General features: G+C 68.7%; 16 protein-coding genes and 1 pseudogene. 11 read left to right on the forward strand and 6 right to left on the reverse strand.

Features of this window, described 5'->3' with window-relative positions; all coding sequences use genetic code 11:
* The first annotated feature begins 119 nt into the window (after nt 1-119).
* The 4 genes and pseudogenes from O2L01_RS17435 to O2L01_RS17450 all read left to right on the forward strand — a co-directional run bounded on the left by O2L01_RS17435 (nt 120) and on the right by O2L01_RS17450 (nt 2,161).
* Entirely contained in the window at nt 120-815 is a 696-nt protein-coding gene (locus O2L01_RS17435; RefSeq protein ID WP_270123268.1) for an AzlC family ABC transporter permease, read from the forward strand.
* Nucleotides 812-1,120 (forward strand): AzlD domain-containing protein, encoded by a 309-nt coding sequence (locus O2L01_RS17440; RefSeq protein WP_270123269.1) that lies wholly within the window; start codon nt 812-814, stop codon nt 1,118-1,120. The genes O2L01_RS17435 and O2L01_RS17440 overlap by 4 nt, the downstream gene beginning before the upstream one ends.
* Before the next feature lie 32 nt (nt 1,121-1,152).
* Nucleotides 1,153-1,857 (forward strand): AzlC family ABC transporter permease, encoded by a 705-nt coding sequence (locus O2L01_RS17445; protein WP_270123270.1) that lies wholly within the window; start codon nt 1,153-1,155, stop codon nt 1,855-1,857.
* Nucleotides 1,854-2,161, forward strand: a pseudogene (locus tag O2L01_RS17450) (AzlD domain-containing protein). Before O2L01_RS17445 ends, O2L01_RS17450 begins: the two are co-directional and overlap by 4 nt.
* Before the next feature lie 77 nt (nt 2,162-2,238).
* On the opposite strand, the gene O2L01_RS17455 reads toward O2L01_RS17450, so the two are convergent.
* Together O2L01_RS17455 and O2L01_RS17460 are read right to left on the reverse strand one after the other, a co-directional pair.
* Entirely contained in the window at nt 2,239-3,348 is a 1,110-nt protein-coding gene (locus tag O2L01_RS17455) for an LPXTG cell wall anchor domain-containing protein (protein ID WP_270123272.1), read from the reverse strand.
* Between the two features lie 306 nt (nt 3,349-3,654).
* The gene (locus tag O2L01_RS17460) at nt 3,655-4,764 is read right to left on the reverse strand and encodes a substrate-binding domain-containing protein (protein ID WP_270123273.1); all 1,110 of its coding nucleotides are present in this window, start codon (nt 4,762-4,764) and stop codon (nt 3,655-3,657) included.
* Between the two features lie 328 nt (nt 4,765-5,092).
* Between O2L01_RS17460 and O2L01_RS17465 the strand changes: the two genes are divergently transcribed.
* Complete coding sequence (locus tag O2L01_RS17465) at nt 5,093-5,998, forward strand: MBL fold metallo-hydrolase (RefSeq protein WP_270123274.1); 906 nt, start codon at nt 5,093-5,095, stop codon at nt 5,996-5,998.
* Here the strand turns inward: O2L01_RS17465 and O2L01_RS17470 are convergent.
* Nucleotides 5,995-6,501, reverse strand: coding sequence for a MarR family winged helix-turn-helix transcriptional regulator (locus O2L01_RS17470; protein WP_270123275.1), 507 nt, complete (start codon nt 6,499-6,501; stop codon nt 5,995-5,997). The two genes, O2L01_RS17465 and O2L01_RS17470, sit on opposite strands and share 4 nt — an antisense overlap.
* A gap of 108 nt (nt 6,502-6,609) precedes the next feature.
* On the opposite strand from O2L01_RS17470, the gene O2L01_RS17475 reads away from it, so the two are divergent.
* From O2L01_RS17475 to O2L01_RS17495, 5 genes are all read left to right on the forward strand, one after another.
* On the forward strand, nt 6,610-7,506 hold the full coding sequence (locus O2L01_RS17475; RefSeq protein ID WP_270123276.1) for an EamA family transporter: 897 nt from the start codon (nt 6,610-6,612) through the stop codon (nt 7,504-7,506).
* Between the two features lie 12 nt (nt 7,507-7,518).
* The gene (locus tag O2L01_RS17480) at nt 7,519-8,148 is read left to right on the forward strand and encodes an NAD(P)-dependent oxidoreductase (protein ID WP_270123277.1); all 630 of its coding nucleotides are present in this window, start codon (nt 7,519-7,521) and stop codon (nt 8,146-8,148) included.
* 50 nt (nt 8,149-8,198) lie between these two features.
* Complete coding sequence (locus O2L01_RS17485; protein ID WP_270123278.1) at nt 8,199-8,852, forward strand: class I SAM-dependent DNA methyltransferase; 654 nt, start codon at nt 8,199-8,201, stop codon at nt 8,850-8,852.
* Nucleotides 8,849-9,424, forward strand: a complete 576-nt coding sequence (locus O2L01_RS17490) for a DinB family protein (protein WP_270123279.1) — start codon at nt 8,849-8,851, stop codon at nt 9,422-9,424. The genes O2L01_RS17485 and O2L01_RS17490 overlap by 4 nt, the downstream gene beginning before the upstream one ends.
* Nucleotides 9,425-9,738: 314 nt before the next feature.
* Entirely contained in the window at nt 9,739-11,571 is a 1,833-nt protein-coding gene (locus tag O2L01_RS17495; protein WP_270123280.1) for an HNH endonuclease signature motif containing protein, read from the forward strand.
* A gap of 254 nt (nt 11,572-11,825) precedes the next feature.
* Here O2L01_RS17495 and O2L01_RS17500 read toward each other — a convergent pair whose 3' ends face one another.
* Nucleotides 11,826-12,557 (reverse strand): SDR family oxidoreductase, encoded by a 732-nt coding sequence (locus tag O2L01_RS17500; RefSeq protein ID WP_270123281.1) that lies wholly within the window; start codon nt 12,555-12,557, stop codon nt 11,826-11,828.
* A 300-nt stretch (nt 12,558-12,857) separates the two neighbouring features.
* Between O2L01_RS17500 and O2L01_RS17505 the strand changes: the two genes are divergently transcribed.
* Nucleotides 12,858-13,928, forward strand: a complete 1,071-nt coding sequence (locus O2L01_RS17505) for a THUMP domain-containing class I SAM-dependent methyltransferase (protein WP_270123282.1) — start codon at nt 12,858-12,860, stop codon at nt 13,926-13,928.
* Nucleotides 13,929-13,936: 8 nt separating this feature from the next.
* Here O2L01_RS17505 and O2L01_RS17510 read toward each other — a convergent pair whose 3' ends face one another.
* Nucleotides 13,937-14,740 (reverse strand): ABC transporter permease, encoded by an 804-nt coding sequence (locus O2L01_RS17510; RefSeq protein WP_270123283.1) that lies wholly within the window; start codon nt 14,738-14,740, stop codon nt 13,937-13,939.
* Complete coding sequence (locus tag O2L01_RS17515; protein ID WP_270123284.1) at nt 14,737-15,744, reverse strand: ATP-binding cassette domain-containing protein; 1,008 nt, start codon at nt 15,742-15,744, stop codon at nt 14,737-14,739. The genes O2L01_RS17510 and O2L01_RS17515 overlap by 4 nt, the downstream gene beginning before the upstream one ends.
* Between the last annotated feature and the right edge of the window lie 102 nt (nt 15,745-15,846).

The following is a 15,846-nucleotide window of genomic DNA, read 5'->3' on the forward strand; positions in this document are numbered from 1 at the left end:
CACTCCCCCCCCAACGTCTTGGGGGCCTCGCCCGCCCGGGGGGGCCCCCCGGGGGGCCCCCCCCCCCCCCGCCCCTTGAACGTTTGTTCACCGCATTCGACGCGAGGGATACTCGCCCCGTGCCTCCCCGCTTCCTCCCCGAACGCGACCGCGACATCTGGCGCGACGCCCTCGCCATGTCGATCGGCATCTGCATCGTCGGCGTCTCCTTCGGCGCCCTGGCCACCTCGGCCGGGCTGCCCTGGTGGATCCCGGTCGCCATGTCCTTCCTGACCTTCGCGGCCACCTCCCAGTTCGCGATGCTCGCCGTCGTCACCGCCGGCGGCGGCGTGCTCGCCGGCCTCGCCGCGGGCGTGCTCGTCCACCTGCGCCACACCCCGTACGGGCTCGCCGTCGGGAACCTGTACTGGGACAAGTGGTGGACGCGGATCCTCGGCACGTTCATGCTCATCGACCAGTCGACGGCGTTCGCGCTCGCCGCGGGCGACGACCGCCGCAGGGCCAAGGCCGCGTACTGGATCACCTCGTCGATCATGTTCGTCGCGTGGAACGTCGGCACGGTCGTGGGCGTCCTCGCGGGCGGCTTCATCCCCGACCCGGACGTGTTCGGGCTCGACGCCGCGTTCCCCGCGCTGCTGCTCGCACTCGTCATGCCCGCGTTGAAGGACCGCGACACGCTCCTGGCCGCGCTCGTCGGCGCCGCGATCGCCGCCGCCACCGCGCCGTTCCTGCCCACCGGCGTCCCGGTCCTGCTGGCCCTCGCCGGGCTCCTCGCGACCTGGCCGCGCCGCAAACCGAAGGAGGACGCGGCATGACCATGACCGCCGTGCTCGCCCTCGCCGTCGGCGTGTTCCTCGTGCGCCTCGCCGGGCCGCTCATGCGCAGCCGCATCAACGTCTCCGAGCGGACCGAGACGCTCATGAAACGCGGCGCGATCGTCGTCCTCGCCGCACTCGTCATCACCGGCGCCCTGTTCGCCGATGGCGGCTTCGCGGGCTGGGCGCTCCCCGCCGGCGTCCTCGTCGGCGGGCTCCTCGCCTGGCGGCGCGCCCCGATCCTCGTCGTCGTCATCGCCGCCGCCGCGACGACCGCGCTCCTGCGCCTCGCCGGGATCGCCTGATTCAACCTCCGCCCGACGGGTACTCGGGCGCGATGCGTGCCCGCAACGGCCTCACCGCGCTCATCGGCCGCGACCTGCTGCGCGACACCGCCGCCTACAGCGTCGGCATCGCCGTCGCCGGCGCGTCCTTCGCCGCGCTCGCCACCGCGCAGGGGCTCCCCTGGTGGATCACCCTCGCCATGTCGATGCTCGTGTACGCCGGGACCGCCCAGTTCGCGGCCATCGGCGTCGCCGCCGCCGGGGGCGGGCCCGCGGCCGTCCTCGCGACCGGCCTGATCCTCAACCTCCGCCACCTCCCCTACGGGATGGCCGTCGGGCACCTCTACTGGGACCGCTGGTGGACCCGGCTGCTCGGCACGCACAACCTGCTCGACACGACGACCGCGTTCGCGCTCGCCGAAGCGGACCCGCGGCGCGCCAGGATCGCGTACTGGACGACCGGCGCGGGGAACTTCGCCGCATCGGCGGCCGGCAACGTCGTCGGCATCGCCGCCGGGCGGCAGATCGCCGACCCGGCCGCACTCGGGCTCGACGCGGCGCTCCCCGCGATCGTCCTGGCCCTCGTCCTGCCGTCCCTCAAGGAGAAGAGCACGCTGCTCGCGGCGCTGACGGGCGCGGCGATCGCCCTGGCCGCGAGTCCGTTCCTGCCCGCCGGGATCCCGGTGCTGCTGGCCCTCGCCGGGCTCGTGTTCGCCTGGCCGAGCGGGGAGACCGAACCGGAGGAGGCCGAACGGTGAGCATCTGGACGGTGCTGGCGCTGGCGGTCGGCACGTTCGCGATCCGGTACGCCGGGCCGCTGCTGCGCGACCGCGTGGCGATCTCGAAGCGCACCGAGACGTTCCTGAACCGGGCCGCCACGGTCGTGCTCGTGGCGCTGGTGGCGACCTCCGCGATCATGGTCGACGGCGCGTGGGCCGGGTGGGCGCTGCCGGCCGGGGTGCTGGTCGGCGGGTCCTGGCCTGGCGGAAGGCCTCGCTCGCGGTGGTCGTCATCGCCGCCGCAGCGACCACGGCGCTGCTGCGGCTGGCCGGGATCGCTTGAGGCGCACGAGAAAGGGCCGCGCGAGACGCGCGGCCCTTCCCGTTATCGAGTTAGCGGTCCCTCAACGGGAGCCGGTGCTACCAGTCCTGCGCGGCGCGGCGGCGGCGCATGATCAGGAAGATCGCGGCTGCGGCCACGATGAGCGCGGCGGCCGAGCCCAGCATGATCGTCATCGAGCTACCCGTGGTGGGGAGCTGCGGCTGCGCCGACGGGGTGTCGCTCGGCGAGGGGGTCTCCTCGTCGCACGGCAGCCAGTAGACGTCGCCGCCGATGGCGTCCTTCGGCGTCTCGACGTAGTAGTTCACCCACAGGTCCTCCTGGCCTTCACCGGAGACCTCGACGGTCTCGGACTCGCCCGGGGCGAGGGTGTAGGTCTGGGGGTCTTCGCCGAGGCTGGTCCAGATCTCGAAGTAGGTCTCCTCGCCGTCCTGGGGGACGGTGAGGGTGAAGGTCAGGCCGTCACAGGTGTCCTCGACCGAGATGTAGGAGCAGAGCGCGTTGTCGTACCACTCGAAGGTGTCGACCAGCTCGCCGTCGACGAGGACGTCGACCGAGAGGCCCGCGTCAGCGTCTTCGACGTAGAAGTACCAGCCGAAGCCCTCTTCGACCTCGGGGGTGTAGCTCTCCTCTTCGCCGTCGCTCGAGACGAAGGTGAACTCCGCCAGGGCGTCGGGGTTGAGGTTGTCGGCCCAGACCCAGATGCCGGCGCAGTCCACGTCGCTGTCGATCGAGAACTCGGGCTCGGGCTCGGCCGGGGGCTCCTCGGAGCAGCCGCCTTCGGGCTGGGAGACGATGGCCGCGCCACCGGTCTCGATGACCCCGTTCGACCACTCGACCGTGAGCTCGAGGCTCGCGGTGTCGACGTCGGCGGGGAGGATCTGGGTGCCCTTGAGGGTGTCGGCGGCGTCGATGGCGGGAAGCGCCGCGCCTTCGGCGAACAGGTCGCCGGAGACTTCGCCCTCGACCTCCCAGGACTTGACCTTGGCGGTCAGGTCGGCCGGCTTGCCCTGCCAGTCGCCGTCGGTGGCTTCCCAAGTGACGGTCCAGGTGCCGTCCTCGTTGCAGGACGAGGTGCCCCAGTACTCAGAGTGGTGGGCTTGGGCGGCGGAAGCGAAGGTGACCGCTCCTGCGAGGCCGAGGACGACGCTGCCGCTCAGTCCCAGCACCCGCTTGAGGGTACGGTTCATGGTTCTCCTAAGGATGGCAATTGCATTGGGGGGATTGGAAGCCGCGCGGCCGAGGATGTGAGCGCTCGACCGGCTTCGGCAACTTACCAAAAGAGACACGCCGCAATGCGAGGAGAGGTCGCATAACGATCGCATAACGGGACGGGCGCGGCCGCGAGTGACTCGATGAGACCCGAAGGGGCGCAGTGAAACGCCTGGCCGCGCAGGGAAACGACCGGCGGCGCGGCAAACGGCTGAAACAGCCGGGGCGCAGCGAAACGGCCGGGCTCGCGCCCGGCCGTGGAGGACTCGTCGCTTTCGGGACGGTCAGCCCTCGTCGTCGGGGGCGTCGTCGATGCCCTCCTCGGTGGCGTAGCCGGAGTCGACCACGATCTCCTGGTAGTTCTCGGCGGTCACGTCCACCGGGTCGAGCAGGTAGGACGGGACGAACTTGAACCCGTTGTCGTACGTGCCGAGGTCGTTCACGTCCGGGGTCGAGCCCTCGACGATCGACTGCACCATCTTCACGGCGACCTCGGCGAGCAGGCGGGTGTCCTTGAAGACCGTCTCCGACTGGCCGGTGCCCTCCTTGATCGCCTTGAGCGACCGCAGCTCGGCGTCCTGGCCGGTGATGACCGGGAAGTCGTCCGAGCCGGGCTCGTAGTCGGCGGCGACCAGCGCCTCGACGATGCCGCGGCTGATGCCGTCGTACGGCGAGAGCACGGCGTGCAGCGGGCGGTCCTGGTAGAACTCCTCGAGCAGCCCGGTCATGCGGTCCCGCGCGACCTCGCGGCTCCACTTGTCCGTGGAGGTGGGCTCGAGCTCGGTCTGGTTGGAGGGGATGACGACCGCGCCGCTGTAGATGTAGGGCTCGAGGGTGTCGAGGCCGCCCTGGAAGAAGTACTGCGAGTTGTTGTCGTCCAGGGACCCGGCGAACAACTCGATGTTGAACGTCTCGCCGGTGTTCTGGTCGAGGCCGAGCTTGGAGATGATGTGCTTGGCCTGCAGCACGCCGACCTGGTTGTTGTCGAACGAGGCGTAGTAGTCGACGTCGGGGGTCTCGAGGATGAGGCGGTCGTACGAGATGATCGTGACCCCCTTGTCCTTGGCATGGCTCAGGACCTCGCCCAGGGAGGTGTTGCCGATGGCGGCGACGATCAGGAACTCCACGCCCTTGTCGATCATCGACTGGATCTGGCGGACCTGGGTGGGGATGTCGTCCTCGCCGTTCTCCAGGATCGTCTTGTAGCCGAGGGCCTGCAGCCGCTTCTCCAGGTCGGCGCCCTCCAGCACCCACCGGTCGGAGGTGGTGGTGGGCATGGCGATGCCCGTGTAGCCCGTGAGCTTGTCCGACTCCTCGCCAGCGCCGCAGGCGGCGAGCGATACGGCTGCGACGCCTGCCGATCCGTACAGCAGGCCGCGACGACTGAGGTGCATGGGGGAAGTACTCCTTCGTACAGGTGAGGGGGTTGGATCACACCCTCGAAATTTACACGAGTGGAAACTCGCCAAATCGGGTCATTCCGTGATCGAACCGTGTCCTGGAAGGAGGGACGAAACGGGATTCGCAGGCGCATCGACGCCTTATTACCCCGCTGCGTTCAAGGACCGTGTCCGGCGATTTCGCGGTATTCCCAATCGAACGTAGAACCCTCCTGTAACACGGTTCCCGGCGGCCCCCGCGCAAAGCGACGGGACTCGCTCCCACTTAGATGCGGTGATCACCGTCGATATGTCCGGGCGCGGACCGCATACCATTGCGCCCATGAGTGATCGGTGGATCGAAGTGGCCCCCCGCGTGTGGGTGCGGCGCCTGGAGGAACTGGACCAGTCCGTGGGGCTGGTCATCGGCGACGAGTGCTGCCTGGTGATCGACACGGGCATCAGCGCCGAGTCCGGGTTCGCCCTCGCCACGGCCGTGCGCGAGAAGACGGACCTGCCGTGGCAGGTCGCGTACACGCACGACCACTTCGACCACTGGTTCGGGACGTCCGCGTTCGGGGAGTCCGCGATCTGGGCCGTCGGGGACGGCGCGCACTACGTGAGCGTCGGCGACGAGCAGCGCAAGGCCTGGGCCGCCCGGTACCGCCGGGAGGGCCGGGAGGAGGACGCGCGGCGCATCGGCGCCACGAAGCTCGTGCCGCCGAACTGCCGCGTGAGCGGCGCGATCGGGCTCGACCTGGGCGGTCGCACCGTGGTGCTGCGCCAGGTCGGCTTGGCGCACAGCGACAACGACATGGTCGTCGAGGTGCCCGACGCGGGCGTCCTGTTCGCCGGGGACCTGCTGGAGAACGGCGCGCCGCCGTCCTACGACGGGGCGTTCCCGTACGAGTGGCCGCAGGCCGTCGAGTACCTGCTGAGCTGGAAGCCCGCGATCGTGGTCCCCGGGCACGGCGACCCGGCGGACTACTGGTGGGCGCGGGCGCAGGCGCGCGACCTCGCCGAGATCGCGCGGCTCTGCGGCGAGGTGGCGCAGGGGTTCCTCTCTGAGGAAGAGGCCTTGGCGCACAACCCGTTCGGCGAGGCGGTCATGCGCACGGCCCTCGACCGCTGCAAGGCCCTGGCCCCGGCCGCGCCCGAGCCGCAGGCGCCCGCGGCGGCGCCGACGCCTCCGCCGCCGGCGGTCGTGTACGAGGTCTTCGACTACAGCGTGGACCTCACGCAGCGCTAATCCCCGAACGGCTGGTCCTCGAATCCGAGGTGGAGCTTGCGCAGGAGCGCGCCGAGCTGGGCGCGCTCCGCTTCGGTGAGCACTGACAGCGTCTCGAGTTGCAGGTCGATGCCGGTGCGCACGGCCTCCTCGATGACCTCGCGGCCGCGTTCGGTCATGCGCACCTTCAGGCCGCGCCGGTCCGCCGGGTCGGGCAGCCGCTCGACGAACCCGGCGGCCTCAAGTTTGTCGAGCCGCCCGGTGAGTCCGCCGGAACTGAGCATCAGGGTCGCCCCGATCTCCTTGGGCGAGAGCGTGAACGGCTCCCCTGAGCGCCGGATCGAGGCGAGCACGTCGAACTCGTTGCGGCCGAGTCCCTGCTGCGCCCGCAGCTCGTGGAGGCGCGCGCCGAGCTTCTGCGAGATCCGGTGGATGCGCCCGTAGAGGGCCATGGACTCGAGCTCGAGGTCGGGCAGCTCGCGGTGCCACTGCGCGACGATCCTGTCAACGGCGTCTTCGGTCATGCCGGTCATTATGGCCTGCTCCCGTGATCTAACTCAAGTCCAAGTATCTTGACTAAAAGTATCTTTAGAGTAAGCTACTTCTTGTCAAGCTACTTCAAGGAGCCCCCGATGAACCGCAGCACGAAAGACCTCCTCCTCACCGCCCTCGCCCCCGTCATGTGGGGCACCACCTACGTAGTCACCACCGAGTTCCTCCCCGCCGACCGCCCCTTCCTCACCGCCATGCTCCGCGCACTCCCCGCCGGACTCCTCCTCATACTCCTGTCACGAAGGCTCCCAACCGGATCCTGGTGGTGGAAGTCCGCCGTCATCGGCACCCTCAACATCGCCGCGTTCTTCGCCCTGCTCTTCATCGCCACCTACCGCCTCCCCGGCGGCGTCGCCGCCGTCGCCGCAGCCGTCGGCCCCCTCGTCACCGCCGCAGCGACCATGCTGATCCTCCACCAGAAGGTCACCCTCCGCTCCTGGCTCCTCGGCCTCGCCGGCGTCGCGGGCGTCGCCATGGTCGTCCTCACCGCCGAAGCCCGCCTCGACCTCATCGGCGCCCTCGCCGGCATCGGCGGCGCCGTCTCCATGGCCATCGCCGTCACCCTCACCAAGCGCTGGGGCATGCCCAAGGAAGCCGGACCGGCCGCCCTCGCCGGGTGGCAGCTCACCGCCGGCGGCCTCCTCCTCATCCCCCTCGCCTTCGCCGCCGAAGGCGCCATCCCCGCCCTCACCGGCACCAACCTCCTCGGCTACGCCTACCTCGGCCTCATCAACACCGCACTCGGCTACTGGCTCTGGTTCCGCGGCATCGGACGCCTCTCCGTCGTGCCCCTGAGCTTCCTCGGCCTGCTCTCCCCGCTCACCGCCGCCACCGTCGGCTGGATCGCCCTCGGCCAGACCTTCACGCCCTGGCAGACCGCGGGCTTCGCTGTGGCGCTGGCCGCCACGGTCGCCGCCCAGCTCCACGCCAAGCCCAAGACCCCTGCCACGCCCGCTCCGCAGCTCGCCCGCGTCTGAGAGGAAACCCCAATGCGCCTCATCATCTTCGGAGCCGCCGGCAGCGTCGGCTACCGCACCGCCGCAGAAGCCCTCGAACGCGGCCACGAGGTGACCGCAGTGGTCCGCAGGCCCACTGATCAACTCCCCCAAGGCGTCAAGGTCGAAATCGGCGACGCCGCGGACCCGGCCCAAGTGGCCGGGCTCAGCGCAGGCCACGACGCCGCCGTCAGCGCGATCCGCGCCCCCGCAGGCCGCGAACACGAACAGGTCGACGCCACCGACGCGCTCCTCAAAGGCGTCGCCGAAGCCTCCGTACGCCTCCTCATCGTCGGCGGCGCCGCGACGCTGAAAGTCCCCGACAGCGGCAAGCTGGTCCTCGAGGACGCCCGCTACATCTCCGAGGAATGGCGCGCGGTGGCCGAAGCCAGTGCGGCCCAGCACTACCGCTGCATCGCCGAGCAGACCGCCGACTGGACCTACCTCAGCCCGCCCGCGAACCTCGAACCCGGCGAGCGGACCGGCCGGTACCGCAAGGGAACCGACGACCTCCTCGTCACCGACGGCACGTCGCGAATCTCAGTCGAAGACCTCGCCGTGGCCGTGGTCGACGAACTCGAGAATCCCGCCCACCACCGCACCCGATTCACCGTCGCCCACTGAGCCCGGGGCCGGTCGGTCGCCGACCGGCCCTGTCAGTAACCTCAGCTCCTGTGAGCGAGCCAGAGTTCCTTTCCACCACCCGATCCGGATACAACGCGAGGGCGGAGGAGTACCACGACCTCGTGCGCGAGACCTGGGGCGAGAACCTCTTCGACCTGGCGATGCTGGACGTCTTCGCCGGTCTCGTCAAAGCCGTCGAACCCCGCAGGGTCGCCGACATCGGCTGCGGCCCAGGCCATGTGACCGCCCACCTCCGCACCCTCGGGCTCGAAGCCGCCGGCATCGACCTCTCCCCCGAGCTCCTGGCCATCGCCCGCCGCGAGCACCCCGAGGTCCCCTACAGCGAAGGCACGATGACGGCCCTCGACCTCCCCGACGCGTCCCTGGGCGGCGTCCTCGCGCGCTGGTCGATCATCCACACCCCGCCGGAACAACTCCCCGAGGTCTTCGCGGAATTCAGCCGCGTCCTCGTCCCGGGCGGCGTCCTCCTCCTCGGGTTCTTCGCCCACACCAACGACTCCCGCATCGGCTGGCAGTTCGACCACACCGTCGCCCCCGCCTGGCGCCTCTCCACCAACCGCATCGCCCGCCTCCTCGAGGAAGCCGGCTTCCGCGAGAAGGCCCGCCTCATCGAATCCGCGTCACCCCACAGCAAACGCGGCTTCGAAGCGGGCCACCTCCTGCTCCACAAGGAACAACCGTGATCGACGAGTTCGCCAAAGACCTCCTCCACGGCCGACTCCGCCGCGACCGCGAAGCGCTCCTCTGGAAGCTCGACGGCCTCTCCGAATACGACGTCCGCCGCCCCCTCACCGCCACGGGCACCAACCTCCTCGGCCTGGTCAAGCGCGTCGCCACCGTCGAAGCCCGATACTTCGGCGAGGTCTTCGACCGCCCCTCTCCGGAACCACTCCACCCCTGGCAGGACTCCGACGGCAGCGACCAATGGGCGGCCCCCGACGAGACCCGCGACCAGATCACCGACTTCTACCGCCGCACCTGGGAGCACTCCGACGCGACGATCACCGCCCTCCCGATCGACGCGCCCGGCTGCGTCCCCTGGTGGTCAGACCCCCACGCCCACACCAACCTCTTCGCCATCCTGATCCACGTCCTCGGCGAAACCACCCGCCACGCCGGCCACGCTGACATCCTCCGAGAGTCCCTCGACGGCCGAACCGGCCTCCGCCCCGAACACGAACAGCAGATCAACGAACAAGCCCGAGCCGCCCACCGCGCCAACCTCGAACAGATCGCGAAGTCGGCCGACCAATGACTGGCGGCTGCTTTCTGCGCCGTGTGGGGCCCGACTTAAGGCGGGCAGCGACAAAGAGGTCTGAGGGCGGGTGGGGTGTGCCCAGCGGCTGACAGGCAGCGCGGAGCTGAGGGTGGCGGGGCAGCGATCTTCTCTTGGTTGGCCTTGCGCCCCAAGGTGGTCGAGGGTGCTGGTAGGGCGGACATTGATAGTCCTCTATGGAATATTCACTCTATCGGGTGATGACACTGTCGCGGTGGGATGTCATCATTGAAGTACGAACAAGGAAGCGAAAACAGGCAGATCATTCGAGAACAGGTGAGGAGGCGAGACCCATGGCCGCATGCAACACCCACACCACTCCGGCCCTCTCCTCCGCCTCGAACCTCTCTGCTTCTGCCGATCGCAGGTCTCAGGCTGCGGCGATCCGTTCGGCTCTCGATGAGGCCGCCTCGCTGATCAACACCCAGCACGCTTCGGTACTGGCCTCGGTCATCGCGATGAAGGAGCAGGGCCTGCACCGTTCGGAGTTCGGGTTCTCGGCGCTGCGGGATCTGTTGCTGTCGCAGTTCGACTTCACGTTCAACACGGCTGGATCCATCGCGGTCATCGCGAGACTGTCAGGGAAGTTCCGGATCCTGGCCAAGGCGGCAACGACAGGAACAGCCAGGATCGACCAGGTCGCCTATGCCGTCCGCCAGCTCGACCAGACCCCCGCCATGAGACTCTTCGCCCGCACCCCCTTCAGGGCCCCGGTCGCTTCCCCCTTCGACCCCGAGATCCTGTGCGCGACTCCGGAAGCAATGGTGGCTGAGTATTGCGCTCATGCTTCGTTCAAGGAGCTGCGCCGCCACCTGGATGAGCTGTGGGCCTCGATCGCCGAGGAGACCGAACTCTTCGACGAGTTGGGTGAGCAGTCCCTCCAGCGGCTCGAACTCACCGAGACCGGCAACGGCATGTGGCACCTCGAAGGCACCCTCTCAGAGGCGACCGGTCGTCTGCTCGACAAGTACCTGAAGACCGCCTGCCCACCGCCCCGCCAAGAAGACACCGAGGCTGAGGCTGATACTGAGGGCGGGGAAGGGCTCCTGCCTGCGCAGGCGAACCGCAATGCCGAAGCCCTCCACCAGCTCCTGGCCGGGTACGGGTCCTCCCCGCAAGCCGCCACCCGCCACGGCCATACCGCCACCCTGGACCTGGTCGTGGACATCGAGACTCTGCAGGGCAAAGACACCGGCCGCCTCCCCCTCCTGGAAGGCCAGCCCATCAGTGTCGCCCGCGCCCGCCTGCTCGCCTGCGAAGCCGGGGTCATCCCCTCGGTCTTCAACTACACCACCGGCGAAGCCGTCGAGCTCGGCCGGGCTATGCGCCTGCCGAACGCTTCGCTGCGTCGCAAGCTGGAACTGGAGCAACCGGAAGGGTGCGCTTGGCACGGCTGCGACCGCCCGGTCGCCTGGACAGAGGCGCACCACATCCAGCACTGGGCCGACGGCGGCGTGACGGCCGCCGAGAACCTGATCCTGCTCTGCCGATTCCACCACGGCCGCATCCACACCCAGGGTTGGTCGGTAGAGAAGACCGGCCCCGGCCAGGCCATCATCACCCACCACGACGGCCACGAACCGGCCTTGAGCGCCCCCGGTGAATCCGGGTGCGGCTGCTCGGACTGGCGCACCGACCACGACATGGACACGGAACACCAAGACTCGGACTGGGATGTGTTCCCGACCGGGCTCTACCGCTCGGAATGGTCCGAGACCATGAAGCCCGACCTGGATGGGATGGCCGAGGCCATCGACAGAGACCGGGCATTCAAAGCAATGCGGGCCGCCAAAGCAAGATGCCGAGAGAAGTTCAGGGCACCGAGCCCGCCCTCCCCGATACCGGTCTTAGGCTGCCCCAGCAGGCAGACTGCTGGGGGAAGCGCCGCAAAGCAACACCACGCAGCGCAGCTCGAACCTCCCCTTGAGGTTCGGGCCCCTCGGCATGCCCAAGGCAGGAAACCGACACCTGCTAACCACTTCCAGTCACTGCCCGCCCGAACCCCGAACCGAACCGACAAGGAAGCCGGAGGCAGACCAAAGCCCCGCCACCACCTCGTTGTCGCTGCCAGGTTGAACCTCGAGACGATCAGACCAAGCAGCCGGAGACCGGCCAGGACCGCCTGAGGCCTGGTTGTCGCTGCCAGACTGAACGCGGACCGGATCGGACCGGGTGGCCGGAGAGAGGCAATGACCTTATGAGGCCTTGTTGTCGCTGCCAGACTGAGGTTGAACCCCGGCCCACTCTGACTGGAAGGCCGGAGGCAGACCAAAGCCCCGCCACCACCTCATCGTCGCTGACAGATTGAACCTCGAAACGAACGGACCGGGCATCCGGAGACCGGCCGGGATCGCATGAGGCCTTGTTGTAGCCGCCACTCCTATGCCCAGGCGCCCGGGCCGCCAGCGAGGATTACCTGGCCGGTTTCGATGTCTGCAACCGCAGCTTCTGCGACGTGGGCGGCGAACTCTTCAACTGAGAGGAGCCCACCGGCAGCCTCTCGCCGTTGCTCGATTGTGCCCGGTTGCGCTCGCTCAAGCAGTGTGGCGGTGATGGTTCCCTCGATCATGTCTCCCGAGACGGTGACAAAGTCGATGCCGCACTCGGTGAAGGCCGGGATCATGGCACGCAGGGCGTCCTCTCCTGCACGCTTGGAGCGGGCCACCGGTGCGTAGGTGTCGAGCGATTCGCTTGATGTGTCGGCGAAGTGGGCGGGGTGGCTGGTGATGTACACGATCCTGCCGCCCTCGCGCATGAGCGGGAGGGCCTTGGTGGCGAGGTCGACTTGCGCGTCGCGGTTGAGTCGGTACGCGTAGTCGGGGTCGACGTCTCGTTCGAGGCCGCCGGACGCGTTGAGGACCAGCACTGCCAGATCTCCGACCTCTGCAAACATGCGGTCCACGTCCGAGGCTCGGGTGATGTCGGCCTGTACCGCAGTCGCGGAGCCACCGGATGCCGCGATCTCGGCCACGACGGCGTGGGCGCGCTTCGCCTTGTCGCGGTAGTTGACTACGACATGCGCGCCCTCACCCGCGAGAAGGCGGGCGGTGGCCGCGCCGATGCCGCGGGAGGCGCCGGTGATGAGCACGGTCTGGTCCGTCAGCTTCCCCAATGCATGACCTCTCTCCACTTTGTGTTGATGCCGCGCCAGCCTACGAGGAGAAGCATCCCGGGCGAATCGATGCGGCTGGGAGTGTGGCGAATCGGCGCGGACACAAGAACCGGACAGCCGTGAGATCGGCACGGCGTTTATGCGGATGAAAGTCGCCGCAGGGCCAGTTAGCATGACGCCGTGACATACAACTTCTTCCGCCTCGGTTAGCGCCCCGCTAGCCGCCCAGAGGGATATCCCCGTGGCTGGCGATGTGGCGCGGCTGTTCGCCGCTCCAGGTCGTTCACCCGGAGCCTTGTCATGTCATCGAACCGTCCTTCGACGGTGGGCGCGTTCGCGCCCGAGCCTCAGCACCTCTTCGCCAGCACCGTTCATGGACTCGAACATCTCGCAGCCGAGGAACTCACCGAGCTCGGCTATCGCGTGGTCTCCATCCGGAAGCGCCAGATACTGCTCACCGCTGCAGATCCTGATGTTCTCGATCGACCCAGAACGGTCGACGACTTGCTCATTCAGGTACTGCAGACAGCCGACCCCGGTCCCACCAAAGCCGACCTCCAACGGCTTCGTCGCCTGTTCCGACCCGTCGTCGCCCTGGGGCCGGTCAAGGCCGACTTCGATTGCGGCGAGCCGGTGTTCACCGTCTCGGCCTCCATGGGCGGTCGGCGCACCTACAACCGCCATGATCTCGAAGACGTCGTCGGTGCGTTCCTGTCCGAACGCCTCGGGGCCCGGTTCGCCTCCCGCCGCGGCGGCGTACGCCCGCCCGAAGGTGCCGCCGAATGGCGCGCGGTGCTCTCCCCCGAGGGCCTGCTCCTGGGCTACCGGGGCCGCCGGCCGCCGCTGCATCGCCGGGTGTGGAAGACCGCTTCGATCCGGGGCACGCTGCATCCGCCGGTCGCTGCAGCCATGGCGCGGCTCGCCGGCATCGAATCCGGGATGACCGTGCTCGACCCGTGCTGCGGTGCGGGAACGATCCTCATCGAAGCGCGAGAACTCGCTCCCGCGGCCACCTACACCGGTTCGGATCTCGACCGGAACGCACTCGCGTCTGCAACCCGGAATGCGCGACACCGCAACGGGATCGCGTTGGCGCAAGCCGATGCCGCCCGCCTGCGACTGCCTTCCGGATCCATCGACCGGATCGTGACCAACCCCGCATGGGGCCGCCAAGTCGCCGCGCCGCAGCAGTTCCCCGCGCTCCTCGCTGAGTGGCGGCGGGTCATCGCTCCAGACGGACGGCTCGTATGCCTGATACCGCCTGAACTGTTGCGGCACTTCGAAACGTCGCGTTGGCGTCTGACGGGCACCCGGCAGCTCAGCCTGTCAGGGCAGCATCCGGTGATCGCGATCGCGAGGCCGAACCCATGACCCGGCGGTCAGACCATCTTGCGCTTGTAGGCGCGCATGGCGAGTGGGGCCGTGACTGCGAAGATCGCGACCGCCCAGACGAAGGTCCACATGAGCGGTTCGGTGATGGGGCCGAAGGAGAGGAGGCCTCTCATGGTGTCGGCGAGGTGGGTGACCGGGTTGACCTTGGCCCAGGCCTGCATGAAGCCGGGCATGGTGTTGATGTCGACGAAGGCGCTGGAGGTGAAGGTCAGCGGCATGATGATGACGAAGGCGTAGATCTGAACCTTCTCCTCCGAGTCGGCGACCACGCCCATGAGGACCGAGATCCACGAGATCGCCAGCGCGAACACCACGAGCACCAGGGCCGCAAGCAAGGCGCCCGCGACGCTGCGCAGTTCGAAGCCCATCAAGAGCCCCAGGCCGAGCATGACCACGATCGACCAGACCTGCTTGAACATGTCCGCGAAGATCTTCCCGGCCAGAGGCGCCGAGCGGGCGATGGGCAGGGACCGGAAGCGGTCGTACACGCCTTTTCGCAGGTCGGCGTTGATGCCGGTGCCCGTGTACATGGTGAGGAAGATGGCGTTCTGGGCGATGAGGCCGCCGAGGACGTACTGGAGGTAGTCCGAGGTGGATCCGGCCATCTGGCCGCCGAAGACGTAGACGAACAGCAGCAGGAACATGATCGGGCTGAGGCTGAGGTCGACGAGTTCGAACGGGTTGTGCTTGATGCGGACCATCTGGCGCCAGGCCATGGAGAGGACCTGACTGATCGTGGAGCCGAGGCCCGGGCGGTGGACGACGGGGGCCTCGATGGTTGCGGCGGTCATTTGGCGGGCTCCTCGGTCTCGTCAGCGCCTTCGGCATCGGCGTCTTCGGTTTCGGTGCGGCGGCCGGTGAGGGTCAGGAAGACCTCGTCGAGGCTGGAGAGGCCGAGGTGGAACTCGGTGAGGGCGATGCCGCGGTCGCGGAGGTCGGCGGCGAGGGCGGGCATGATGCCGTCGTCGTTGACGCCGATGGTGATGGCCCCGGCCTCGACCACGGGGTCGAGTTCGGGGAAGCGGGCGGCGACGAGGTCGCGCACGTCGCCGAGGAGGCTGTGCTCTTCGGGTTGGATGCGGAGGCTCTGGCCGCCGATCTTGGCTTTGAGCTGGGTGGGGGTGCCGGTGGCGATGACCTTGCCGTGGTCGATGACGGCGATCTCGTGGGCGAGCTGGTCGGCCTCTTCGAGGTACTGGGTGGTGAGCAGGACGGTGGTGCCGTCGGCGACGAGGTCGCGTACGAGGCCCCAGAGTTCACCGCGGGCGCGCGGGTCGAGCCCGGTCGTGGGTTCGTCGAGGAAGAGGATGCGGGGCCGTCCGACGAGGCTGGCGGCGAGGTCGAGGCGGCGGCGCATGCCGCCGGAGTAGGCCTTGGCGGGTTTCTCGGCGGCGTCGGAGAGGTTGAACTGGGCGAGCAGTTCGCGGGCGCGGGCCTTGGCGTCGCGGGTGGGCATGCCGAGGAGGCGGCCGATGAAGCGCAGGTTCTCCTCGCCGGTGAGGAGTTCGTCGACGCCGGCGAACTGGCCGGTGAGGCCGATGAAGGTGCGCACCTGGGCGCCGTCTTTGACGATGTCGTAGCCGCCGACGCGGGCGGTGCCGGACGTGGGTTGGGAGAGGGTGGCGAGCATGCGGACCATGGTGGTCTTGCCGGCGCCGTTGGGGCCGAGGACGCCGAGGACGGTCCCGGTGCGGGCCGTGAGGTCGACGTGGTCGAGGGCGACGAGGTCGCCGAAGTGCTTGGTCAGGCCCTCGGTTTCGATGGCGTTGTCGGTAGAGGCGCTGTATTGCGACACTTCGTCCTCCTTGGAGTGGTGTCGTCGTGTGGAAGGGTTCTGGTTTCCGGGCGTCGCGCGCCCGAGTTCATGATGTCATATTGACGCGTGCTTGACATCACC

The sequence above is a fragment of the Glycomyces lechevalierae genome (genome assembly GCF_027622945.1).
Lineage (GTDB): Bacteria > Actinomycetota > Actinomycetes > Mycobacteriales > Micromonosporaceae > Glycomyces > Glycomyces rutgersensis.

What these genes read in the sequence shown, in the direction of transcription:
- O2L01_RS17440 (WP_270123269.1), top strand. Translation starts at nt 812, where the DNA reads ATGACCATGACCGCCGTGCTCGCCCTCGCCGTCGGCGTGTTCCTCGTG.
- O2L01_RS17445 (WP_270123270.1), top strand. Translation starts at nt 1,153, where the DNA reads ATGCGTGCCCGCAACGGCCTCACCGCGCTCATCGGCCGCGACCTGCTG.
- O2L01_RS17455 (WP_270123272.1), bottom strand. Translation starts at nt 3,348, where the DNA reads ATGAACCGTACCCTCAAGCGGGTGCTGGGACTGAGCGGCAGCGTCGTC.
- O2L01_RS17460 (WP_270123273.1), bottom strand. Translation starts at nt 4,764, where the DNA reads ATGCACCTCAGTCGTCGCGGCCTGCTGTACGGATCGGCAGGCGTCGCA.
- O2L01_RS17465 (WP_270123274.1), top strand. Translation starts at nt 5,093, where the DNA reads ATGAGTGATCGGTGGATCGAAGTGGCCCCCCGCGTGTGGGTGCGGCGC.
- O2L01_RS17470 (WP_270123275.1), bottom strand. Translation starts at nt 6,501, where the DNA reads ATGACCGAAGACGCCGTTGACAGGATCGTCGCGCAGTGGCACCGCGAG.
- O2L01_RS17475 (WP_270123276.1), top strand. Translation starts at nt 6,610, where the DNA reads ATGAACCGCAGCACGAAAGACCTCCTCCTCACCGCCCTCGCCCCCGTC.
- O2L01_RS17480 (WP_270123277.1), top strand. Translation starts at nt 7,519, where the DNA reads ATGCGCCTCATCATCTTCGGAGCCGCCGGCAGCGTCGGCTACCGCACC.
- O2L01_RS17495 (WP_270123280.1), top strand. Translation starts at nt 9,739, where the DNA reads ATGGCCGCATGCAACACCCACACCACTCCGGCCCTCTCCTCCGCCTCG.
- O2L01_RS17505 (WP_270123282.1), top strand. Translation starts at nt 12,858, where the DNA reads ATGTCATCGAACCGTCCTTCGACGGTGGGCGCGTTCGCGCCCGAGCCT.
- O2L01_RS17510 (WP_270123283.1), bottom strand. Translation starts at nt 14,740, where the DNA reads ATGACCGCCGCAACCATCGAGGCCCCCGTCGTCCACCGCCCGGGCCTC.